19 protein-coding genes and 2 riboswitches are annotated in these 21,594 nt (G+C 66.0%); of the genes, 17 read left to right on the forward strand and 2 right to left on the reverse strand.

The genetic code is table 11. The annotated features are described in order from the left end of the window. Positions 1-6 precede the first annotated feature (6 nt). From GGD62_RS31325 to cobT, 8 genes are all read left to right on the forward strand, one after another. A complete protein-coding gene (locus GGD62_RS31325) occupies positions 7-1,188 on the forward strand; it encodes a bifunctional cobalt-precorrin-7 (C(5))-methyltransferase/cobalt-precorrin-6B (C(15))-methyltransferase (protein ID WP_020508598.1) in 1,182 nt (393 codons plus the stop codon). Next, positions 1,185-1,553 carry a cobalamin biosynthesis protein gene (locus tag GGD62_RS31330; protein ID WP_018315966.1) on the forward strand — a complete coding sequence of 123 codons (369 nt, stop codon included), beginning with the start codon at positions 1,185-1,187 and terminating at the stop codon, positions 1,551-1,553. Before GGD62_RS31325 ends, GGD62_RS31330 begins: the two co-directional genes overlap by 4 nt. Next, complete coding sequence (gene cobM / locus GGD62_RS31335; protein ID WP_183712025.1) at positions 1,550-2,332, forward strand: precorrin-4 C(11)-methyltransferase; 783 nt, start codon at positions 1,550-1,552, stop codon at positions 2,330-2,332. The genes GGD62_RS31330 and cobM overlap by 4 nt, the downstream gene beginning before the upstream one ends. Beyond that, the gene (locus GGD62_RS31340) at positions 2,332-3,642 is read left to right on the forward strand and encodes a cobyrinate a,c-diamide synthase (protein ID WP_183712027.1); all 1,311 of its coding nucleotides are present in this window, start codon (positions 2,332-2,334) and stop codon (positions 3,640-3,642) included. The genes cobM and GGD62_RS31340 overlap by 1 nt, the downstream gene beginning before the upstream one ends. Then, positions 3,639-4,370 (forward strand): uroporphyrinogen-III C-methyltransferase, encoded by a 732-nt coding sequence (gene cobA / locus GGD62_RS31345; protein WP_092256179.1) that lies wholly within the window; start codon positions 3,639-3,641, stop codon positions 4,368-4,370. Before GGD62_RS31340 ends, cobA begins: the two co-directional genes overlap by 4 nt. A 45-nt stretch (positions 4,371-4,415) precedes the next feature. Beyond that, a riboswitch (cobalamin riboswitch) is annotated at positions 4,416-4,635 on the forward strand. 36 nt (positions 4,636-4,671) lie between these two features. After that, entirely contained in the window at positions 4,672-5,349 is a 678-nt protein-coding gene (locus GGD62_RS31350; protein WP_092256176.1) for an energy-coupling factor ABC transporter permease, read from the forward strand. A gap of 46 nt (positions 5,350-5,395) precedes the next feature. Continuing rightward, on the forward strand, positions 5,396-6,145 hold the full coding sequence (gene cobF / locus GGD62_RS31355) for a precorrin-6A synthase (deacetylating) (protein ID WP_183712028.1): 750 nt from the start codon (positions 5,396-5,398) through the stop codon (positions 6,143-6,145). A 10-nt stretch (positions 6,146-6,155) separates the two neighbouring features. Next, positions 6,156-7,208 (forward strand): nicotinate-nucleotide--dimethylbenzimidazole phosphoribosyltransferase, encoded by a 1,053-nt coding sequence (gene cobT / locus GGD62_RS31360; protein ID WP_183712030.1) that lies wholly within the window; start codon positions 6,156-6,158, stop codon positions 7,206-7,208. Here cobT and GGD62_RS31365 read toward each other — a convergent pair. Further along, entirely contained in the window at positions 7,201-7,773 is a 573-nt protein-coding gene (locus GGD62_RS31365) for a histidine phosphatase family protein (protein WP_183712032.1), read from the reverse strand. The two genes, cobT and GGD62_RS31365, sit on opposite strands and share 8 nt — an antisense overlap. A 72-nt stretch (positions 7,774-7,845) precedes the next feature. Further along, positions 7,846-8,048, forward strand: a riboswitch (cobalamin riboswitch). A 116-nt stretch (positions 8,049-8,164) separates the two neighbouring features. Here GGD62_RS31365 and GGD62_RS31370 point away from each other — a divergent pair. From GGD62_RS31370 to GGD62_RS31405, 8 genes are all read left to right on the forward strand, one after another. Then, the gene (locus tag GGD62_RS31370) at positions 8,165-10,513 is read left to right on the forward strand and encodes a TonB-dependent siderophore receptor (RefSeq protein WP_183712034.1); all 2,349 of its coding nucleotides are present in this window, start codon (positions 8,165-8,167) and stop codon (positions 10,511-10,513) included. A gap of 12 nt (positions 10,514-10,525) precedes the next feature. Further along, positions 10,526-11,947, forward strand: a complete 1,422-nt coding sequence (locus GGD62_RS31375) for a PepSY domain-containing protein (protein ID WP_183712036.1) — start codon at positions 10,526-10,528, stop codon at positions 11,945-11,947. Between the two features lie 103 nt (positions 11,948-12,050). Continuing rightward, on the forward strand, positions 12,051-12,212 hold the full coding sequence (locus GGD62_RS31380; RefSeq protein WP_183712038.1) for a hypothetical protein: 162 nt from the start codon (positions 12,051-12,053) through the stop codon (positions 12,210-12,212). 560 nt (positions 12,213-12,772) lie between these two features. Next, the gene (locus GGD62_RS31385) at positions 12,773-14,782 is read left to right on the forward strand and encodes a hydantoinase/oxoprolinase family protein (protein ID WP_183712040.1); all 2,010 of its coding nucleotides are present in this window, start codon (positions 12,773-12,775) and stop codon (positions 14,780-14,782) included. Continuing rightward, a complete protein-coding gene (locus GGD62_RS31390; protein WP_183712043.1) occupies positions 14,779-16,359 on the forward strand; it encodes a hydantoinase B/oxoprolinase family protein in 1,581 nt (526 codons plus the stop codon). Before GGD62_RS31385 ends, GGD62_RS31390 begins: the two co-directional genes overlap by 4 nt. Before the next feature lie 10 nt (positions 16,360-16,369). Then, positions 16,370-17,665 carry an aspartate aminotransferase family protein gene (locus GGD62_RS31395; RefSeq protein WP_183712045.1) on the forward strand — a complete coding sequence of 432 codons (1,296 nt, stop codon included), beginning with the start codon at positions 16,370-16,372 and terminating at the stop codon, positions 17,663-17,665. Between the two features lie 130 nt (positions 17,666-17,795). Continuing rightward, on the forward strand, positions 17,796-18,728 hold the full coding sequence (locus GGD62_RS31400) for an N-carbamoyl-D-amino-acid hydrolase (protein WP_183712047.1): 933 nt from the start codon (positions 17,796-17,798) through the stop codon (positions 18,726-18,728). After that, entirely contained in the window at positions 18,725-19,393 is a 669-nt protein-coding gene (locus tag GGD62_RS31405) for a flavin reductase family protein (protein ID WP_183712049.1), read from the forward strand. The genes GGD62_RS31400 and GGD62_RS31405 overlap by 4 nt, the downstream gene beginning before the upstream one ends. Here the strand turns inward: GGD62_RS31405 and GGD62_RS31410 are convergent. Further along, positions 19,390-20,052: an aspartate/glutamate racemase family protein gene (locus GGD62_RS31410; RefSeq protein ID WP_018315984.1), complete on the reverse strand. Its 663-nt coding sequence runs from the start codon at positions 20,050-20,052 to the stop codon at positions 19,390-19,392. The two genes, GGD62_RS31405 and GGD62_RS31410, sit on opposite strands and share 4 nt — an antisense overlap. A 56-nt stretch (positions 20,053-20,108) precedes the next feature. Between GGD62_RS31410 and hydA the strand changes: the two genes are divergently transcribed. Next, a complete protein-coding gene (gene hydA / locus GGD62_RS31415; protein ID WP_183712050.1) occupies positions 20,109-21,578 on the forward strand; it encodes a dihydropyrimidinase in 1,470 nt (489 codons plus the stop codon). Positions 21,579-21,594 lie beyond the last annotated feature (16 nt).

Below are 21,594 nucleotides of genomic sequence, written 5' to 3' on the forward strand. Positions count from 1 at the left end.
GATTCCTTGGCTGATCCCTGGCTGACCATCATCGGTATCGGCGAAGATGGCCTTGCCGGGCTGTCGGAGGCAAGCCGAAAGGCGCTCAATGAGGCCGAAACCGTCTTCGGTGGTGAACGGCATCTCGCGCTTGCCGGCGTCGGCAGCCGCGGCCGTCCGTGGCCGGTGCCGTTCGACGCCGATATCGTTCTGAGCAGCCGCGGCAGGCCGACGGCGGTGCTCGCCTCCGGTGATCCGTTCTGGCATGGCGCCGGTGCAGCTCTCGCCGAGAAGCTGCAGGCCGGCGAGTGGATCGCGCATTCGGCACCGTCGACCTTCTCGCTTGCGGCCGCGCGGCTGGGCTGGCGGCTCGAATCCACCGTCTGCCTGGGGCTTCACGCCGCACCGTTCGAACGTCTCGTTCCGCATCTGGTGCGAGGAGCGCGCATCATCTGCCTCGTGCGCGATGGGAAAGCGGCAAGCGATCTCGCAAAATGGTTGAGCGAGCGCGGATGGGGCGCCTCGGCCTTCTGGACGCTCGCCGCACTCGGTGGTCCGCGCGAAAGCATCCAAGAACATCGCGCCGACGGTTTCGCCGGTGATCCCGCTGGAAACTTGGTCGCAGTCGCCGTTGAGGCGAGGGGCACGCAAGGCATTCCCCGCAGCTCGGGACTTTCGGACGATCTGTTCGTCCATGACGGCCAGATCACCAAGCGGCCAGTGCGCGCGCTCGCGCTCTCGGCGCTGGCGCCGCGTCCGGGCGAGCGACTGTGGGATATCGGCGCCGGCTCGGGGTCGATCTCGGTCGAGTGGGCGCTGTGCGGCGGGACGGCGACTGCGATCGAGGCGCGCGAGGAACGCGCCGCAAACATCCGCAGCAATGCAGCGGCGTTTGGACTTTCGCACCGGATCACCGTCGTCAAAGGGAGGGCGCCCGAGGCTGTTGCTGCCCTGGAAGCACCGGATGCGGTCTTCATCGGCGGCGGCCTCGATAGCGCGATGTTCGATGCGATCTGGTCGCGGCTTGCGCCGGGCACGCGGCTGGTTGCACATTCAGTCACATTGGAGACGGAAGCGTTGCTCGGCGATCTGCACCAGCGCCACGGCGGCGAGCTGATGCGGGTCGACATCGCTTATGCTGGCCCGCTCGGCCGTTACCGCTCCTGGGAGACGGCACGGCCGGTGGTGCAGTGGAGTACGGTCCGATGAAGGTGGCCGGGTTTGGGTTCAGGAGAGATGTCAGTCTCGCTTCGCTGCGCGAAGCACTGCTGGCGGCGGGTGATCCCGAAGGTCTTATGGCGATTGCAACCGTTAGCGACAAGGCTGATGCTGAGCCGCTGCAGGAGCTCGCGCGTGAGTGCGGTGTGCCGATCAAGGCTGTTCCAGCCGATATGTTGGCCGGCATCGCCACGCCGACCCAGTCCAATCTCGTGATGGAGAAGTTCGGCACTGGATCGGTCGCCGAAGCCGCGGCGCTCGCTGCGGCCGGGCCTCGTGCACGGCTGATTTCGACACGCGTTGTCTCGCAGGATCGCACGGCGACGGCCGCGATCGCGGAAGGAGACGGCGCATGACGGTGCATTTCATTGGCGCAGGGCCGGGCGCGCCTGATCTGCTGACGTTGCGGGGGCGCGACCTGATCGCGGTCTGTCCGGTCTGCCTCTATGCCGGCTCGCTGGTCCCCGAGGGCGTGCTGGCGCATTGCCCGCCCGGCGCGCGCATCGTCAATACCGCGCCGCTGTCGCTCGACGAGATCATTGCCGAGATCGCCGCCGCGCATGCGGCGGGCAAGGACGTTGCTCGCCTGCATTCGGGCGATCTCTCGATCTGGTCGGCGATGGGCGAGCAGCTCCGCCGCCTGCGCGCACTTGGCATTCCGTTCACTGTGACGCCTGGGGTGCCGTCCTTCTCCGCCGCAGCGGCAGCGCTCGAGGTCGAGCTGACGCTGCCGGGCCTTGCCCAGACAGTCGTGCTGACGCGCACGCCGGGCCGCGCCAGCGCGATGCCCGAGCGCGAGAAGTTGGCAGCCTTCGCCGCGACCGGTGCAGTGCTTGCGATCCATCTGTCGATCCATCTGCTCGACAAGGTCGTCGCCGAGCTCGCGCCGCATTACGGCGCAGACTGTCCGGTCGCGATCGTCTGGCGCGCGAGCTGGCCGGATCAGCGCATCATCCGCGCCACGCTGGCTACGCTCGATGCTGCCGTCGGTGCCGAGATGGAGCGCACCGCGATCATTCTGGTCGGCAAGACGCTCGGCGCTGCGGATTTCGACGAGAGCCGCCTTTACGCCGCCGATTACGATCGCCGCTATCGGCCGGTCGGCGCCGAGCCGCGTTTTCCGGAGGGCTCGTGATGGCGGCAGGCCTCGTCATCTCCGCACCGGCCTCCGGCGTCGGCAAGACCACGCTGACGCTGGCGCTCGCGCGCGCCTGGCGCCATCGCGGCTTGAACGTGCAGTGCTTCAAGAGCGGTCCCGATTACATCGATCCCGCCTTCCACGCCGCCGCCACGGGGCGCGCTTCCGTCAACGTCGATAGCTGGGCGATGGATCGCGGGGCGATCTCGCATCTCGTCAGCCGCGGCGCGGACGCCGATGTCGTGCTCGCTGAAGGATCGATGGGCCTGTTCGACGGCGTCGCCGCGCCCGGTGTTTCCGGCACCGGTGCCACCGCCGACATTGCGGAGATGCTGGGCTGGCCGGTGGTGCTGGTGATCGATCCTTCCGGACAAGCGCAGACCGCGGCGGCGATCGCCGCGGGTCTTCGTGATTATCGCCCCGGCGTACGGCTCGCCGGTGTCGTGCTCAACCGCGTTGCCAGCCCGCGCCACGAAGACCTCGTGCGGCGTGCGCTCAACGACGCCGGCATTGCCGTGTTCGGCGCGCTGCCGCGCCATGCCGAGATCAGCCTGCCGAAGCGGCATCTCGGCCTGGTGCAGGCCGAAGAGCAGGCCGAGATCGGCAAGCTGATCGACGAGGCCGCGCGCTTCGTTGCCGAGCATGTCGATCTCGATGCCGTGCTGCGATCGGCCGCCAGCTGGTCGCCGCAACCTGCCGCGAATGGGCTAAACGTGACGCCGCCGGGCCAGCGCATCGCGCTCGCGCGCGATGCGGCGTTCTCTTTCGTCTATCCGCACATGCTGGAAGCCTGGCGCGGGGCGGGCGCGGAGATCTCGACATTCTCGCCGCTCTCCGATGAAGCGCCCGACGCGAGCGCCGATGTGTGCTGGCTGCCCGGCGGTTATCCCGAGCTGCATGCCGGCAAGATCGCGGCCAATGCGCGTTTTCGCAGCGGCCTGCGCGCCTTCGCCGAAACGCGACCGGTGCACGGCGAATGCGGAGGCTATATGGTGCTGGGAACCGCTTTGACCGATGCGGACGGTGTTCGCCATGAGATGACAGGCCTGCTTGGCCTCGAGACCAGCTTTGCCAAACGTCGCATGCATCTCGGTTATCGTCTCGCGACGCTGGCCGCGCCGATGCCGGGACATCGCCCCAGTGCACGTCTGCGCGGCCATGAGTTCCACTATTCGACCATTCTTGCCCAGCCTGATACGCCGTTGGCAGTCGTGCACGATGCAACCGGCGCGGTCATTGCCGAGACCGGCTCGCAGCGCGGCCACGCCACCGGCACGTTCTTTCATCTGATCGCGGAGGACCGGTGAGCGGATTCGTCTCCTTCATCTCCGCCGGACCCGGCGACCCCGAGCTTCTCACGCTCAAGGGCGCCGCGCGGCTGCGCGAGGCCGACGTCGTGCTCTATGACGATCTCGCCTCCGGCGCGATCCTTGATCTCGCCCGGCCCGGCGCCAATCTCGTCGCGGTGGGGAAACGGGCAGGGCGTCCCTCGACCAAGCAGCACCACGTCAACCGCCTGCTGGTCGACTATGCCGCAACAGGTGCGCGCGTGGTTCGGCTCAAGTCGGGCGATGCCGGCATTTTCGGCCGGCTCGAGGAGGAGCTGGAGACGCTGCGTGAGGCCGGCATCGGCTACGAGATCGTTCCCGGCGTCACCTCGGCCTGCGTTGCCGCGGCGCAAGCCGGCATCCCCCTGACCCGGCGCCACACCTCGCGCCGGGTGCAATTCGTCACCGGCGCTGATGTCACCGGCGAGTTGCCGCCGAATCTGAATTGGGCGGCCCTGGCCGATCCTGAGGCGACGACCGTGGTCTATATGGGCCGGCGCACCTTCCCCGCGCTTGTCGCAAAGTTGATCGCGCACGGCCTCGCTGCAGATACCCCCGCGCTGTTCGCCGAATCCCTCGGCCGCCCCGACGAACGGCTGGTCCGCACCACCATCGCCGAGCTTGCCGAGCAGCTTGCGCGCGGCGGCGCCGCGTCGACGGCCGCCGTGATCCTGTTTGGGGCGCTGGCGGGGGATTATCCGTCATGACGGCCTTGGCCGCCGTTCGCCCCTTGACGCAGGCTCAGCGAAAGGGGCACACAAGAGAGGCATGGTGCTCGACGCGGCGCAAAGCGCCGGAGCATAATCGGGAATGGGGGTGGGCGGACCCAGTTGCGGCGCCCAAAACCCCAGCCGCCCCCGCGACTGTAAGCGGTGAGGGACTCCGATCAGCCACTGGGCCGCAAGGTCCGGGAAGGCCGGAAATCCCGGGGAACCGCGAGCCAGGAGACCGGCCCTGCACGTTTTGAGGCCAAGGCCGTCGGGTGTGACGGCAGGAAGGAATTGAGCCATGCATATCGAACCCGGGGTCGTGACGGGCGCCAAGCTCGTGTTGAGTTACGCAACCGGCATCGCCGCAGGCGGCGTTGCGCTGAAGCTTGCGGTGGAAACCGTGCGTGAGCAGGGCATCACGTCGTTCGCAGCGCGGACACTCGCCACCACAGTCCTTGTGTTCATCTTCTTCGAGATCCTGCCGCACTTCCCGGTCGGCGTCTCCGAGGTGCACTTCATTCTCGGCTCGACACTGTTCCTGCTGTTCGGCGCAGCGCCCGCGGCCTTCGGCCTCGCATTTGGCCTGCTGCTCCAGGGCGTATTCTTCGAGCCGGTCGACATCCCGCAATACGGCATGAACGTCACGACGCTGCTGGTGCCGCTGTTCGCGATCCAGGCGATCGCCACACGGATCATCTCGCGCAACACCGCCTATGTCGATTTGAAGTATCGGCAGGCGTTGGCGCTCTCGACGACCTACCAGGCCGGCGTGATCGCCTGGGTGGCGTTCTGGGCGCTCTATGGCTCGGGCTTTGCGATGAGCAACCTCGCCAACATCGCGACGTTCGCGGCGTCCTATGCGCTGGTCATCGTGATCGAGCCGCTCGCCGATCTCGCGGTGCTGGCACTGGCGAAGTCGCTGCGCGGCGTCACCGCGCCCGGTCTCGTCACCCCGCGCCTGCATAACGCGGCCTGAGAGACAAGCGAACGGGCGGCCAGCAGGGCCGCCCGTCGCGTTCGCGATGGTCACGCTTTCCCTGATAGGCATCGGTTGCGGCGATCCCGACCAGCTGACGCGCGCCGCTGTTCAAGCGATCAACGCCGCCGATCTCGTCCTGATCCCGCGCAAGGGAACGGCGAAGTCCGATCTCGCCGATCTCAGGCGGACGATCTGCGCGGATGTGCTCACCGGCGATAACACAGCCATCGCTGAATTCGACCTTCCCGTGCGCGACGCAGGTGAGGCGGAATACCGCAAGGGCGTGGACGATTGGCACGATGCGGTTGCCGCGACTTGGTCGAACGCGATTGCGAACCATCTCGAAGGCGAGGGCAAGGTTGCGCTGCTGATCTGGGGCGATCCTTCGCTCTATGACTCCTCGCTGCGCATTGCGCGGCGGCTCAATCCCCTGCCTGACATCGAGGTCGTGCCCGGCATCACCTCGATCCAGACGCTGTGCGCAGCGCATGCGCTGCCGCTCAACGATATCGGCGAGCCTTTTCTGGTCACGACGGGGCGGCGCTTGCGTGAAGGCGGCTGGCCGGCAGGGGTGGATACCGTTGTTGTAATGCTCGACGGCGGCACGGCATTCCAGTCGCTTGATCCAGCCGGGATTCAAATCTATTGGGGCGCCTATCTCGGCATGCCCGATCAGATCGTCATGTCCGGCGTGCTCGCCGAGGTTGGCCCGCGCATCGTCGCGGCGCGGCAGGAAGCGCGCGAGCGGCACGGCTGGATCATGGACAGCTACATTCTCAAGCGCAGGCCGTAAGCGAGGCAGCATGCTCCCCGAATGGGTCACCCAAACTTGCCCCGAGATCTCCGCGGCCCATCGCGAGGCGGCAATCGCGCGGCAGGCGCAATTGACAAAGCCGACCGGTGCACTCGGCCGGCTGGAGCAGCTCGCAATCGAGCTTGCGGGCCTGCAGGCGACCGAACAGCCGCGTGCCGCACGGGCGCCGATCATTGTCTTCGCCGGCGACCACGGCATCGTCGCGCAGGGCGTCTCAGCCTATCCGCAAGCCGTGACCATCGCGATGATGGCGAATTTTGCCTCCGGCGGCGCCGCGATCTCGGTGCTGGCGCGCGAGCTTGGCTCGAGCCTGGACGTCGTCGACGCCGGCACGCTGGCAACGGCGGCGATGGCGGGTGTCATCACCGACAAGCCGCGCCATGGCACGCGCGATTTCAGCGTCGAAGCCGCGCTCGCACCCGCCGAGCTGGCGTTTGCGTTCGAGGCCGGCCAGCGCGCGGTTGCGCGCGCGCAAGCCAATCAGCCCGATCTCTTGATCTTCGGCGAGATGGGGATCGGCAACACCACCACGTCGGCGGCGATCGCGGCGGGCCTGCTCGGCATCAGCGCCGAAGAGATCGCGGGCAGCGGCACCGGCGTCGATGCGGCCGGCCGCGCACATAAGGCCCGCGTGATCGACGCGGCGATCGCGCGTCACGGCGTTGGCGGCGCTTCGCCGGAAAAAATCCTATGCGCCGTTGGCGGCCTCGAGATCGCGGCGATCTCAGGTGCGATCATCGCGGCGGCGCAGCGCCGTATTCCCGTATTGATCGATGGCTTCATCGTATCGGTGGCAGCGCTCGCAGCAGTGCGGCTCAATCCGTCGTGCCGGCCGTTCCTGCTGCCGTCGCATCAATCTGCGGAGCAGGGGCATCGGCTGGTGCTGCGCGCACTGAACGTGCAGCCCTTGATCAGCCTCGATCTCCGGCTCGGAGAGGGATCGGGCGCCGCCATCGCGCTGCCGCTGGTGCGGCTCGCCTGTAGCCTTCACAACGGCATGGCGACGTTCGCGCAGGCCAATGTGCCTGACAGACCTAACTGATCCGCTGATTGACGGAAACGACACGCCAGCCGGCCGCGAGGCGATCGATCCGGGTCAGCGACAGCGGATCGACCACGAAGCGCAAGGCGCCCTGCGGCGTCAGATCCAGCGCGATGCAGAGCGCGGCGCGGATGGTGCCGGAATGCACGACGAGCGTGGCCGATCCGGCTGCGATCCGCGACAGGCCCAGCCGGACACGCGCGACCTGATCCGCAAAGCTTTCGCCGCCCGGCGGCCGTCCGCCAGCCGGATCGCTCCAGAACTGCGCATAGGCCTCGCCGCGGGTCGCCTCGAGTTGGTCATGGCGATGGCCGGTCCAGTCACCAAAATCCTGCTCGCGGAATTCATTGACCAGCTTCGGCTCGAGCCCCAGCGCGCGTGCCGTCTCGATCGTGCGCCGCGACGGGCTGGCATAGCCGGCGGCATCCGGTGGCAGGCGCCGTCGCACAGCGTCCAGTTGCACGCGATCGCTGAGATCGGCCGGCGCGTCGGCGGCATGGATGGTGCCTGTGACGCCCGCGACGGGCGCGTGCCGTATCAACCAGAGGAAGGTCTCGCCTTCCATGCTCATCTCCAAGGAAGTTGGTCGTTGTGGCCATAACGCCGCAACTGGCACATTGACTCTGTTGTGATGGTAATCCTAGATGCTCGCGACGGTTTCCCCGAGAGGGGATGAAAAGGGAATACGGTGCGGGGACATTGTCCCCAACGCCGTGGCTGCCCCCGCAACTGTGAGCGGATAATCCTTCGTCAGAAGCCACTGGGTCCTCGGTCCCGGGAAGGCGACGAAGTGGTGATGACCCGCGAGCCAGGAGACCTGCCGTCAGCCGTGGTCACACGCGAAGATGTCGGTCGGGGAGTACAGACATTCGGCTTCATCGGACGGCTGAAGAGCCAAAAGGTGAGACCTCGTTCGCTGTGACGTGCCACTGACGTCATACCGAGGTCCGAAAACCGTGTCTTCCATCCGTATCGTACGACCGCGACAATTCATGCTCGCATCCGCTGCGCTCACATCCTTTGCCGCGCTCGATCTGCCCGCTGCGCTGGCGCAGCAGGCCCGGGAACCCCTGCCGCCGGTCGAAGTATCGCCGGCCCAATCCCGCAAGCAGGCCAAGCCTGCCGGCCGGGAGGCGCAGAGCACGCGCCGGGAAGCAGCGCGCAGGCCGGCGGCCGCAGCAGCGATGCCGAAGCCCGTCGTGCCGGCTGCGGCACTCCCGACGCCGCTCAACAGCAATGCCGTCGCCGAAAGTGCCTCGCGGCTCGGCCTGACGGTGCGACAGACGCCCGCGACCGTCGAGGTGATCTCCGCCGAGACCATGCGCGAGCAGGGCTATCGCACTGTGTCCGACGTGGCCCAGGGCGCGGTCGGCGTCACCGCCGGCGATAATCCGGCCGAACCTTCCGCCTTCTCCATGCGCGGCTTCACCAACAGCCAGATCAACACGCTCTACAACGGCATCAAGATCGGCCCGCAGAACATGACCTCGCGGATCATGGACACCGCCAATCTGGAAGCCGTGGAATTCCTGAAGGGCCCGGCCTCGCTGATCTCGGGTGAAGGCGCCGCCGGCGGCGCGATCAATTTTGTGACCAAGCAGCCGCACACGGGACCGATCCGGAACGAAGCTGATTTCTCCTGGGATTCGCTGAATTCGTTCCGCGCGCATTACGGCTCGGGCGGCAGCACCAACGTCCAAGGCCTCGACTATCGCTTCGACATCAGCCGTTCCGCGCTCAACGGCTTTGCCGACGACACCAATACCAAGATGCTCGATGTGTCCGGCCAGCTCAATTACCGCATCTCCGACAGTCTCAAGATCTGGGGCGCGATCGAGTATCGCGAGGACCGTTCGAAAGCCTATTGGGGCGCGCCGCTGGTGCCGATCGCCTTCAGCGGCTCGCACGCGACGACGAGGATCGTCTCCGGTAATTACTTCAACAGGACTGATCTTGGCGCGGTCACGATCGACGACCGCACCTTCAATACCAACTACAACGTCCTCGACAATCGCAATGTCGCGCAGGAGGTGTGGCTGCGCGGCGGCTTCGAGCTGAAGCTGGCGCCGGACCTGACGCTGAAGAGTCAAGCCTATGGCTACGGCGCCGAGCGCACTTGGTTCAACAACGAGATCGAGGCGTTCGATTCCACCAACAACCAGGTGTATCGCGAGCGCTTCTATGTCGCGCACAGCCAGCGCCTCGTCGGCAACATCACCGATTTGATCTGGGACGCTGATATCGCGGGTTTCGACAATCGGCTGGTCACGACGTTGTCATCGAGCTATCTCGACTTCGTCAGGCCGGGCGCGGCAAACTTCCCGAACGATTATGTCTCGCTGGTCGATCCCAACCGCGGCTTTTACGGCTCGCTCACGACGCAGCAGCAGACCGCGCGCATCAACAACGAGGCGCTGTCGTTCGAGGACCGGCTGAAGCTGACGCGGACCTTCGCGCTGATCGGCGGCCTGCGCGTCGAGCATATCGGGCTCGACCGCAATTCGACCGATTCCGCCGGGCTTGTGAGAGCCGGCTTTCCGTTCACGAAAGACTGGGCGCCGGTGACGGGCCGCATCGGTTACACCTGGGAAGCCGTGCCCGGCCTGACCTTCTTCAGCCAATACGCAACCGGCGCCGACGTCGCCGCGAACACCAGCTTCCTGCTGTTGCCGACCCAGCCGCTCGATCTGACGACCTCGCGTACCTACGAGACCGGCGTCAAGCACCTGTTCTGGGACAACAGGGCGGAGTGGTCGTTCTCGGCCTACGACATCGTGCGCAAGAACGTCTATGCCGCGGCCGGCGGCATGGCGCTCAACATCGCCGGGCGCCAGGAATCGAAGGGCGTCGAGCTTGCCGCTTCGGTTCGTCCGATCGATCCGCTGCGTCTGTGGGGCAACATCGCCTATGTCGATGCCCGCTATGCCGACTACAATTTCGCCGGCGGCTCGTTCTCCGGCAATACGCCGCCAAACGTGCCGCGCATTGTGGCGAATGTTGGCGCGTCCTGGCGCTTCTTCACGCCCTGGCCGGTAGAGCTCGGCATCACTGGCCGCCATGTCGGCGACCGCTACAACACCGATGCCAATGTCGTGACGATGAAGGCGTATACCGTCGCCGACGTCTATGCCTTCGTCGACATTCCCAAGACGGTGTTCAACGCGGTCGATCAGGCCCGCCTGACCTTCCGCGTCCGCAACATCACCGATAAGCGCTATGCGATCTGGGGCGATCCATTCTATCCCGACCAGATCCTGCTCGGCGCGCCCAGGACCTACGAGCTTTCGGCCGCGTTCAAATGGTAGGATCATGAACGCATGATGGGCGCGATCGTCCTTACGCATCGCTGGCTCGGGATCGCGTTCTGCCTGCTGTTCGCGATGTGGTTCGCGACGGGGATCGTGATGCACTTCGTGCCGTTTCCGTCGCTGACGGAAGCGGAACGGTTTGCCGGCCTGGCGCCGGTGGATCGCGAAGCGGCGAGGATCCCGGTTGCGGCGGCGGTCGCTGTGAGCGGGGTCGTGGACGCCGTGCGCGTCCGGCTGATCCAGCGGAGCGATGCAGCGGTCTACATTGTGTCGGGATCATCGCGCGTGCGCGCGGTCCGCGCCTCCGACGGAGCGGATGCGTCGGTCGCAATTGCCGATATCGTCCTTGCGATTGCGCGGGAGCACGCGCGCAATCGCGGGCTCGATGCCGTGCGGACCGCGGTCGTTGCCCGTTCGGACTATGATCAGTGGAGCGTGCCGAACGGCTTCGATCGCCACCGGCCGCTGTTTCGTGTGGCGCTCGGCGATGCTGCCGGGACGGAAGTCTATGTCTCCTCGTCCACCGGCGAGGTCGTCCTGGATACGAGGCGGCGCGAGCGGGGCTGGAATTGGGCCGGCAGTGTGCTGCACTGGATTTATCCGACGGTCCTGAGAAGCAACTGGCTCCTGTGGGATCGCTCCGTCTGGACGCTGACATTGCTGGCCCTGATCGCGGCAATGCTTGGTGCGGTGCTCGGGATCGCTCGGGTGAAGCTGCGAGGGCGCCGGATGTCCTCGCCCTATCGTGGCTGGCACGCGTTGCACCACGTCATTGGCCTCGCGGCAACAACGTTCGTGCTGACATGGAGCCTCAGCGGCTGGCTCTCGATGGATCACGGCCGGCTGTTCTCGCGCGGACAATTGACCTCGGCCGAATCCGGCGTGATGAACGCGCCGCCTGATTGGGCGGCTACCTCATGGCTCGATCGGCAGCCAATATCGCCCTCGGCCCGTGAGATCGAATGGTTTGCCTTCAACGGCAGCGTCTATCGCCGCGATCGGGTGAGCCTCGACCGTCAGGTCTTGATCAAGGCAGGGGACGCGTCCCGCGACGGACCAAGGGAATTTCTGGATAGGCATGAGATCCAGAGTCTCGTGGCGCACCTTGCTGCCGGCTGCGGCGCGGCGTCCGTTCTTGCTGGCAACGACGATTACCCCGCGCAATCGGCTATTGCAGGTGCGCCCGTCTACCGTTCGCGCTGCGGCGACCTCTGGTTCGATATCGACGGTGCCGACGGCAGTGTGCTGCAAAGGCTGGATTCATCGCGGCGGGCCTATCGTTGGCTCTACAGCGCGCTCCACACGCTCGATTTTCCGGTCCTGCTGGCGCATCCGCGTCTGCGCGATGTCCTGATCGTCGGACTGTGTGCGTTGGGATTGATGTTCTCCGTCACCGGGATCGCGATTGGCTGGCGGCGTCTACGGTCCTGACCGAGACTCGCGCATCCTGACCAACGGCCGGCGGTTACATCGGCTCTTCTTTAGTCCAGGCCGGTCTTCCCCGGTGCCCAATAGGCTTTTGCCCTGATCCGCGATGGACGGCCAGCTCCATGCCCTTGGTGACCATCTGGCCCCCGAAAGCGGCGACGGCGCGCGGCACGTTTTCTGGATCGAAATCCCCGAGATCATCGGGGTTCATATGGTCGTCGTTGAGCCGGAAGAAGGGCATGGCAGGCGATGGTCGATCCGAACATGACTGGCGGGTTCAGGCAATATCTGGCCCGCGATCGCGACTTTCAACGCAGGACGTTCGAATCTCGATGGTTTCTAACGAGCTAGTCCCACCGGATCGCGGCGCTGCTTGCGAGACGATATCCTCGCTTACTGACCGTACAATAAAGAAAGGCTGTGCCGCCTGGCGTGCATAGCTCATAGGATACAAACCTCGCGTCCGATCGCCTGCAAATTAGACAGATGATTTTAGACGTTGCGATTGCACTGCAACGGACGTGACGGTTTGCGCCGAAAAATCCGTGGTGCGATGCACTCTGCTGGTGTCCAGCAGTCGACATCTGCATGCTCTCCGCGCGGGCAGAGCTGCACCAAAACGTGCAACCGAATTTGCGGCTCGCGGCGCCGGCCCGGCGGTTTGCGACAACTCTGGCTCTATCCCGACCTGACCGCTCTGTCGCACACTCGCGGACAATGGCAAGACAAGGGATGCATGATGAGCGCTCTCGGTTGGGCATTGGATGTCGCGATGGACGGTAACAGCCCGGCGTCCGGTTCGGACCTCATCCGTCGCTGCTCCCGCACATGAGCTCCTCCGAAAATCACTGGGAGGTCGGCACCGATATCGGCGGCACCTTCACCGATATCATCGCGATCCGGCGCGATTCCTCAGAGGCGCGGATCGCAAAGGTGCCGTCGCGCCCCGACGCTCCGGTTCAGGCGATGCTGGAAGCGATCGAGGCGGTGGGCCTGCGCAAGAGCGAGGTCAAGCGCTTCGTCCACGGCACCACGCGCGTGACCAACGCCATCGTCGAGGGCCGGCTGCCAAAGGTGGCGCTGGTTGCGACCGAGGGCTTTGCCGACGTGCTCGAGATTGCGCGTTATCGCCGCCGCGATCTCTACCGTCTCGACATTCCGCCGAAATCGCCGCCGCTCGTGCCGCCTGAGCGCTGCTTCGGGCTCGCCGAGCGCCTCGATCACGAGGGACACGTGCTGAAGCCGCTGGAGCAAGCGGAGATCGAGCGCCTGGTGGCCTGGCTGAAGGAAGCCGGCGTTCAGAGCGTCGCGGTGGCTCTGCTTCACGCCTATGCCAATCCGGTGCACGAAAAAATGCTCGGCGAGCGCCTCAAGGACGTCGTCGCCCATGTCTCGCTGTCGCACGAGGTCAACCCCGAGGCACGCGAATATGAGCGGACTTCGGCGACCGTGTTCAACGCGGCCGCGATGCCGATTGCGGTGGAATATCTGAGCGAGCTGGAGCAGCGGCTGCCGATCGGGCCGGGGTTGCAGGTGTTTCATTCCGCCGGCGCGATGATCCCGATCTCCGCGGTGAAGCGTCGCCCGCTTGTGATGGCGATGTCGGGCCCGGCCGCCGGCGTCTCGGCGTCGGTCAGCATCGCGCGCCAGCTCGGCACGCCGCGCATGCTCACCTTCGACATGGGCGGCACCACGACCGACGTGTGCCTGATCGTCGACGGCCAGGCCGAGATGACCGACGGCCGCATGCTCGGCGACAAGCCGCTGCGCCAGCCTATGCTCGCGGTTCACTCCATCGGGGCGGGCGGCGGATCGATCGTGCGCAGCGGCCCGGGTGGCCTGACCGTCGGGCCGGAGAGTGCCGGCTCCGAGCCGGGTCCGGCCTGCTACGGCCGCGGCGGCACCGAGCCAACCATCACCGACGCCAACGCCGTGCTTGGCTATCTCAATCCCGAAACCAAACTCGGCGACCGGATCGACATCGACGTCCAGGCGGCCAGGCGCGTCATCGAGCCGATCGCGCGGGCGTTGGGGCTGAGCCTGACCGAAACGGCGCTCGGCATCATCAAGGTCGCCAACGCGACGATGGCCCGCGCGCTGCGCCGCGTCACGGTCGAGCGCGGCATCGACGGGCGCGACTGTACGCTGCTCGCCTTCGGCGGTGGTGGCCCCATGCATGCCGCGGGGCTTGCCGATCTCTACGGGATTGCGCAGGTCGTCGTGCCCAGCGCATCGAGCGCGTTCTCGGCGCTGGGCTGTCTCACCGCCGATTTCAGCTTCCTGCAGCAGCAAACCTTGCGCGCCGGTCTCGACGGCATCGATCTCGTACGTGTATCGGAGCGCATTGGGGCGCTCATCGACGATGCGTCGGCGCCGCTGATCGCCAACGGTGTCGCGCAGGCGGAGATCGAAATCGAGCTGGTGGCGCTGATGCGTTACGCGGCGCAAAACGACGCCATTCCGGTCCCGCTCGCACTCCCGCTCGACGTGATCAGGCTCAAGAGCAATTTTCTGGCGCGGCATCACGAGCTGTTCGGCTATGCGACGAGCGAGCCCTGCGTCATCGAATCCGTGCGGGTACAGGCGCGCCGGCCGTCGACAACGGTGGTGAGCCGGCCGGCGACGGCGGCCAGGGCGATGTCGTCAGGCACGCGCCTCTGTTCGTTCGATGGCTTCCACGACATCGCGACAGGGATCATCGACCGTGCCTCGCTGGCCGACCCCGTCCGCGGCCCGGCCATCATTGAAGACGCCTGGTCCACCGTGGTGGTGCCGCCGGGCTGGCAGGCGAAGCCTGATGCCGCAGGCAATCTGTTCCTGACGCGGAGGGCAACATGAAGCTCGATCCGTTCGTCGTCGAGGTCATCCGGCACGGGCTCTCCGCTGCGGCCGAGGAAATGAGCCTGGTGATGACGCGGTCGGCGCGCTCGCCGCTGCTGCGCGAGGCCGGCGATTTGTCGTCGGCGATCACGGACGGCCATGGCGGCCTAGTCGGGCAGGGCCGCGACATCCCCATCCACCTTGGCGCGATGGCTTACACGGTCCCCGAATTGCTGAAGGTGGTGCCGCGCGACAGCCTGAACGACGGCGACGTCGTGATCTACAATGTCGGCGCGCTCGGCGGCAATCATCTCAACGACGTCAAGGTCGTCCGCCCCGTCTTTGTCGATGGCGAGATCGTGGCGTTCACGGTCAGCCTCGCGCACTGGCCGGATATCGGCGGCACCTGGCCCGGCAGCTATTTTGCAAAAGCCATCGACACGTTCCAGGAGGCGATGCGTATCCCGCCGGTGCTTATCGCGACCGCAGCCGGCGTCAACGCGCCGATCGTGCAGCTGCTCAAGGCCAACGTCCGCGACGCCGAATCCTGCGAGGGTGATCTTCTCGCGCAGATCGCGGCAACCAAAGCCGGCGAACGGCGCATCGTCGATCTCTGCCGCGAGCACGGCAAGGCGGTGTTCACCGCGACGCAGTCGCGCCTGCACGATCTCTCCGAAATCGAGATGCGCGAGGCGTTGCGCGCCTTGCCTGACGGGATCTACGAAGGCGAGGACCATCTGGACGACGGCAGCGCGAACGACGCGCCCGCGCGTATCCACGTCAAGATTACCATTGCCGGCGACGAGGCGACCTTCGACCTTTCGGGGAGCTGTGACCGCGTCTCGAATTTCTGCAACACGACGCCGTTCATGGCGCGTTCGGCCGTCGCCTATGCCGCCCGCATCATGAGCGGGCGCGACATGCAGCAGAATGCCGGCGCGCTGCGCCCCCTGACCATTATCACCCGCCCGGGCTCGATCCTGGAGCCCGGCTGGTCGGCCTCCGTCGCCGCGGGCAACCACGAGACGTCGATGCGCATCGTCGATGCGATCTTCCGCGCCATGCAGGACACCATCCCCGAACGATTGTCCGCGGGCGGCGCGACCACTGCGGGCGTCCTGTTCTTTGCGCAGCCGCGGCAGGACGGTTCCTGGAAGATGCTCTACGAGGTCCACGGCGGCGGCGAAGGCGCGCGCCATGACCGGGCCGGCATCTCGGCCACCCGGGTGCATCTGTCCAACACCTCGAACACGCCGGTCGAGGTGATCGAGGCGAACTACGCGATCCGCCTCGAGCAGCAGGCCATCCGCCGGCAATCCGGCGGCGCCGGCGTCCACCGCGGCGGCGATGGAGTCGTACGCGCTTACCGCATTCTGGCTCCGTCGATGCATCTGACCACCTGCATCGAGCGCATGGTGATTCCCCCGTTCGGCATGCAGGGCGGTGAACCCGGCAAGGCCTGTCGCATCTCGCTTGTCAGGCAGGGCGCAAACGTCGCGATCGACGGCAAATCCAACCTCGTGCTGCAGCACGGCGATCTCGTCACCGTCGAGACTTGTGGCGGCGGTGGCTACGGCGCTGAAGCTGCGGAGTGAGAGGATTGCGATGAGCAAATTATTGCGAACCGGACTGAACGCGGGCGAGAGCGCGCCTATGGCCGTGGTCGGCGGCGAGGGCGTCTATTTTCATCTTGCGGACGGCCGCAAGCTCATCGACGGCAGCAACACCGGCGGCGGTCTCGGTCACCGTCATCCCGCGATGGTGGAGGCGATCCGCCGCGCGGCGGATACGCCCGTGGTCAACGAGGGCTGGACCTGGGTCGGCCGCGAGCAGGCCGCCGACGATCTGATGGCCATCGCCTTTGCCGGCGAGGAGGATTGGGTCGGCGCAGTGCGCTTCTGCATCAGCGGCAGCGAGGCCAACGACATGGCGCTATCGCTCTGCCAGGCGCTGACGCAACGCTCTCCATTGGCGACGCGTGAGCGTGCCTATCACGGCATCACGGGCCTGTCGCGCAGCATGACCGTGCAGCCGCAATGGCATGGCGGCCTTGCGGTGCACTCCGGCGGCTCCAGGCTGCCGGCGCCGATGGCGCCGGTGCGAATCCTGCCGGCGCCGGATGGCGCGATCTACGGCGGGCCGGCCAGCAACAAGCCGCCGCGCGAGTATCTGGCCGACGCCACGCGTTTGTTGTCGGATACCGCCGCGACGATCATCGACTACACCCAGGGCGGCATCTATTACGACGGCGCCTATCAGGACGAGGTGGCGCGCTGCGCGCGACAAGCGGGCTCATACTGGATCGCCGACGAGGTCGTCACCGGCGCGGGCCGCGCCGGGCGCTGGTTCGCGTTTCAGGGCGCCGAAAGTCGCCCCGATATCGTGACGCTCGGAAAGTCGCTCGGCGGAGGCGCGGCCGCGGTGGCGGCGGTCGTGGTGTCGAAAGAGATCGTCGAGCGATTGAAAGGCACGAGCTGGCAGAATTACGGCACCTTGCGGGGCCACCCGATCAGCATGGCCGCCGTCAGTGCCTACCTGAAGGTCATCAGCGAAGAGAAGATTCTCGAGCATGTGAAGAACCTCGAAAAGCTGTTCAGCCGCCGCCTGCTCGCGATCGCGCAGAAACATCCCAGCGTCCAGCGCGTGGCGGGGCAAGGGTTGCACTGGACGGTGGAGCTGCACGGACCGGACTGGCGCTCCTGGCACGCCGACACCACGGAAGTGCCGATCGCCTCGCGCGTCGCGACGCGGGCGCTGGAAGCCGGCGCGGTGATCGGAACCAGCGGCGAGCAGGTTTCGCTGTTCCTGGCACCGCCGCTCGTCATTTCGGAGCACGAGGCCGACCAGCTTCTGGACGCGCTCGATCATGGCCTCGATGTCGCCGACGAGGAGCACCGATGAGCGCCGATCGCGCCACAAAAACTGTCCAACCCATCCGGCTGGAAACCTTCGGCGGTGCCGCGTTATGCTGCACGCGCCGGCAATTCGTTGAAGCTTTCACGTCGTCCAAGAGATCACCAGGAAATCGCTGATGCGTATCGTCAATGTTGCCGCCGCCCAGATGGGCCCGATCCAGAAGGCCGATAGTCGCGAGGCCGTGGTCAAGCGCATGATCGCGCTGATGGACGAAGCCAAGAGCAAGGGCGCCGATTTGATCGTCTATCCGGAACTGGCGCTGACGACATTCTTTCCGCGCTGGTACGCGGAGGACCGCGCCGAGTTCGACATCTGGTTCGAGCGTGAGATGCCGAACGCGGCGACGAAGACGCTGTTCGAGCGCGCAGCGCAGCACCAGATGGCGATGAACTTTGGCTATGCGGAGCTGACACCGGACGGCCATCACTTCAACACGGCGATCCTGACCGACAAGTCCGGCAAGATCGTCGGCAAATATCGCAAGGTTCATCTGCCGGGCCATGTGGAGTACGACACCAAGCGCTCGCACCAGCATCTGGAGAAACGCTATTTCGAGCCGGGCGATCTCGGCTTCAACGTCTGGCGTGAGCTGGGTGGCATCATCGGCATGGCCATATGCAACGATCGGCGCTGGCCGGAGACTTATCGCGTGATGGGCCTGCAGGGAGTCGAGATGGTGCTGATCGGCTACAACACGCCCTCCGTCAACGCGGAGCGAAGCGAGGAGGGCGTCGAGAAGCGCCTGTTTCACAACCGCCTTTCCGTGCAGGCCGGCGCCTATCAGAATTCGACCTGGGTGGTCGCGGTGGCCAAGGCCGGCAATGAGGATGGCCACCCGCTGTTCGGCGGCAGCCTGATCGTCGATCCCAACGGCGAGATCGTCACTGAAGCCAGGACGGAGGACGATGAGCTCCTGCTCCATCCCTGCGATCTCGATGCCACAAATTTCGGCAAGACCACGATCTTCAATTTCGCGCAGCATCGCCGGATCGAGCATTACGGCCTGATCACCAGCCAAACCGGCGCGGTGCCGCCGCCGGAGAAATGACGCCGATGTCGGATAATGGCATTTCCGTGCGCGAGCTTGATCCGCGCGATCGCTACAAGCTGCTCTGCGGCGTAATCGTGCCGCGGCCGATCGCGCTGGTGACGACATTGGACGAGAACGGGGCGGTCAATGCGGCCCCGTTCAGCTTCTTCAATGTGTTTTCCGAGAGCCCCGCGCTGGTCGTGCTCGGTCTTCAGCACAAGCCGGATCACTCGCCGAAGGATACCACCCGCAACATCCATCGCGGCGGCGAGTTCGTCGTGCACATGGTGGACGAGGCGCTGTCGGTCGCGATGAACGATTGCGCGGTCGATTTCCCTTCGGGCGACAGCGAGGTCGCGGCGACCGGGCTTGCGACGCTTCCCTCCATCGATGTGAAAGTGCCGCGCCTCGCCGCTGCACCCTTCGCGCTCGAATGCCGGCGCCACGTCGTGCTGACCTTTTCGCCCGACCGGGAACTGCTGGTTGGCGAGGTGCTCAGGATTCACGCCCGTGAGGGCCTAGTCGACGAGGCCAACATGTATGTCGATCTCAACGCTTACCGGCCGATCGGCCGCATGTTCGGCAATCTCTACACGACCCAACGGGATGTTTTTTCGCTGACGCGCGAGAGCCACGCGCAATGGCGTGCGCGGCAGGACGCCAATGAGCTGAAGGACGCCTAGTGAGCCGAGAACTGCACCGTGCCCAGCGCCATCGTGACCGCCGCCTGTGTCGGGTCGATCACGGGAATGCCCAGCGCGTCTTCGAGCGGGCGGCGATGGCGCGCCATGCCGGCGCAGCCCATCACGATGGCGCGGGCGCCGTCCTGGTCGCGCAGCGCACGGCCGATTTCGATCATCTTCGCCAGTGTTCCGTCGCCCGAGGCGGTCTCCGCGACGCTCATGTTGAGCGGCCGCTCGCCGGCGAGGCGATCGGTCAATCCCATCTGCCTGAGATAGCGCATGTGGCGCGGGATCGAGCGCTGCGCGATGGCGATGACGCCGAACGTTTCGGCGCGGGCCAGCGCGGTCAGCACGCCGCACTCGGCAATGCCGAATACCGGCCGTTCCGTGCCTTCGCGGCAGACCTGAAGGCCGGGATCGCTATAGCAGGCGATGACGAAGGCCGAAGAGCTGTTGTCGCTTTCCACCAGCCGTCGCAGCGGCATCGCGACGCCGTCAACGTCGGCCTGGCTCTCAATGCCGAACGGACCCTCTGCCAGCGACTGGCAGACCAGTTCCGGCCCACCCTCGAAACCGAGCGGCCTCAAGGCCTCCTCCAGCCCTTGCGTGACTGCAGGGTTGGAGTTCGGATTGATGACGAGAATGCGTGGCCGGGACATGATGGTCTTCCTACGAAACGGAGATCATTTGCCCAAAGCCTATCACGGAGTGCCTCATGACTGAACCCACCTACGACCTGATCATCCGCGGCGGACGCGTCGCCACCACCACCGATGTCTTCGAGGCCGACGTTGCCATCTCCGGCGAGACCATCGCGGCGATCGGCCGCGGGCTTCCGGCGGCCAGGCGCGAGATCGATGCGCGCGGCAAGTTGGTGCTGCCCGGCGGTGTCGACAGTCACGCCCATATCGAGCAGCTGTCGGCCGCCGGTATCATGAATGCCGACACGTTCGAGAGCGCGACCGTCTCTGCCGCTTTCGGTGGCACCACCACGGTGATCCCGTTCGCCGCCCAGCATGTCGGCATGAAATTGCCGCAGGTGGTGGAGGATTATCACGCGCTGGCGAAGAAGGGCGCCGTGATCGACTACGCCTTTCACATGATCATTGCGGACGCGACCAAAGAGACAGTCGAAGAGCACATTCCGGCGCTGGTGAAGCAGGGCCACGCCTCGATCAAGATCTTCATGACCTATGACCGGCTCAAGGTCGACGACGAGCCCTTGCTCGACATCCTGCTCGCGGCGCGCCAGTCCGGCGCGATGCTGTGCGCCCATGCCGAGAACCACGGCATCATCGCCTGGATGGTGAAGCGGCTGCTCGCGCGCGGCTACACCATGCCGAAATACCACGCCGTCAGTCATGCCCGTGTGTCGGAAGCGGAAGCCTTCACCCGGCTGATCGGCATGGCGGCGCTGATCGACCAGCCGATCATGATCTTCCATGTCTCGACCGCCGAAGGCGCCAAGGTGATCCGCGACTCCCGCGGGCAGGGGCTGAAGGTGTTCGCGGAGACTTGTCCGCAATATCTGTTCCTCACCGGCGCCGATCTCGACAAGCCTGGCGCGGAGGGCGCCAAATGGATGTGCAGCCCGCCGCCGCGCACCCATGCGGACCAGGAGGCGCTGTGGCAGGCGCTGTCGCTCGGCGATCTCCAGACCATCTCGTCGGATCACGCGCCGTATCGCTTCGACGAAACCGGCAAGCTGCGCGCCGGCCCCAATCCGAATTTCAAGCAGGTCGCAAACGGCCTGCCGGGGCTGGAGCTGCGGCTGCCGCTGCTGTTCGACGCGATGGTTTCGAAGGGGCGGCTGGGCCTGGAAAAGTTCGTCGAGCTGACCTCGACCGCGCCCGCCAAGATCTACAATCTGCACCCGCGCAAGGGCTCGATCGCGGTCGGCGCCGATGCCGATATCGCGATCTGGGATCCCAACCGAGAGACCGTGATCGCCGACGAGATGATGCACGACCTCGCCGGCTACACGCCGTTCGCGGGCCGCAAGCTGAAGGGCTGGCCGGTGTCGGTGCTGTCGCGCGGCCGCGTGATCGTCGACGGCGACAAGTGCCTCGCGAGCGCCGGCAGCGGAAAATTCCTGGCGCGCAGCGGCGGCGAGGCGGCGAAGCCGACGGGCCGGCTGGTCGCCGACATGGATCCGGAACGGAATTTCGGGGCCAAACTGCTGTGATCGTGGATCGCGCGCG

It is taken from the genome of Bradyrhizobium sp. ERR14 (genome assembly GCF_014198235.1).
Lineage (GTDB): Bacteria > Pseudomonadota > Alphaproteobacteria > Rhizobiales > Xanthobacteraceae > Bradyrhizobium.

Excerpts from the sequence above, each read along its gene's own strand:
- GGD62_RS31330 (WP_018315966.1), top strand. The coding sequence starts at position 1,185 with ATGAAGGTGGCCGGGTTTGGGTTCAGGAGAGATGTCAGTCTCGCTTCG.
- cobM (WP_183712025.1), top strand. The coding sequence starts at position 1,550 with ATGACGGTGCATTTCATTGGCGCAGGGCCGGGCGCGCCTGATCTGCTG.
- GGD62_RS31340 (WP_183712027.1), top strand. The coding sequence starts at position 2,332 with ATGGCGGCAGGCCTCGTCATCTCCGCACCGGCCTCCGGCGTCGGCAAG.
- GGD62_RS31350 (WP_092256176.1), top strand. The coding sequence starts at position 4,672 with ATGCATATCGAACCCGGGGTCGTGACGGGCGCCAAGCTCGTGTTGAGT.
- cobF (WP_183712028.1), top strand. The coding sequence starts at position 5,396 with ATGGTCACGCTTTCCCTGATAGGCATCGGTTGCGGCGATCCCGACCAG.
- cobT (WP_183712030.1), top strand. The coding sequence starts at position 6,156 with ATGCTCCCCGAATGGGTCACCCAAACTTGCCCCGAGATCTCCGCGGCC.
- GGD62_RS31365 (WP_183712032.1), bottom strand. The coding sequence starts at position 7,773 with ATGGAAGGCGAGACCTTCCTCTGGTTGATACGGCACGCGCCCGTCGCG.
- GGD62_RS31375 (WP_183712036.1), top strand. The coding sequence starts at position 10,526 with ATGATGGGCGCGATCGTCCTTACGCATCGCTGGCTCGGGATCGCGTTC.
- GGD62_RS31380 (WP_183712038.1), top strand. The coding sequence starts at position 12,051 with ATGGACGGCCAGCTCCATGCCCTTGGTGACCATCTGGCCCCCGAAAGC.
- GGD62_RS31385 (WP_183712040.1), top strand. The coding sequence starts at position 12,773 with ATGAGCTCCTCCGAAAATCACTGGGAGGTCGGCACCGATATCGGCGGC.
- GGD62_RS31390 (WP_183712043.1), top strand. The coding sequence starts at position 14,779 with ATGAAGCTCGATCCGTTCGTCGTCGAGGTCATCCGGCACGGGCTCTCC.
- GGD62_RS31395 (WP_183712045.1), top strand. The coding sequence starts at position 16,370 with ATGAGCAAATTATTGCGAACCGGACTGAACGCGGGCGAGAGCGCGCCT.
- GGD62_RS31400 (WP_183712047.1), top strand. The coding sequence starts at position 17,796 with ATGCGTATCGTCAATGTTGCCGCCGCCCAGATGGGCCCGATCCAGAAG.
- GGD62_RS31405 (WP_183712049.1), top strand. The coding sequence starts at position 18,725 with ATGACGCCGATGTCGGATAATGGCATTTCCGTGCGCGAGCTTGATCCG.
- GGD62_RS31410 (WP_018315984.1), bottom strand. The coding sequence starts at position 20,052 with ATGTCCCGGCCACGCATTCTCGTCATCAATCCGAACTCCAACCCTGCA.
- hydA (WP_183712050.1), top strand. The coding sequence starts at position 20,109 with ATGACTGAACCCACCTACGACCTGATCATCCGCGGCGGACGCGTCGCC.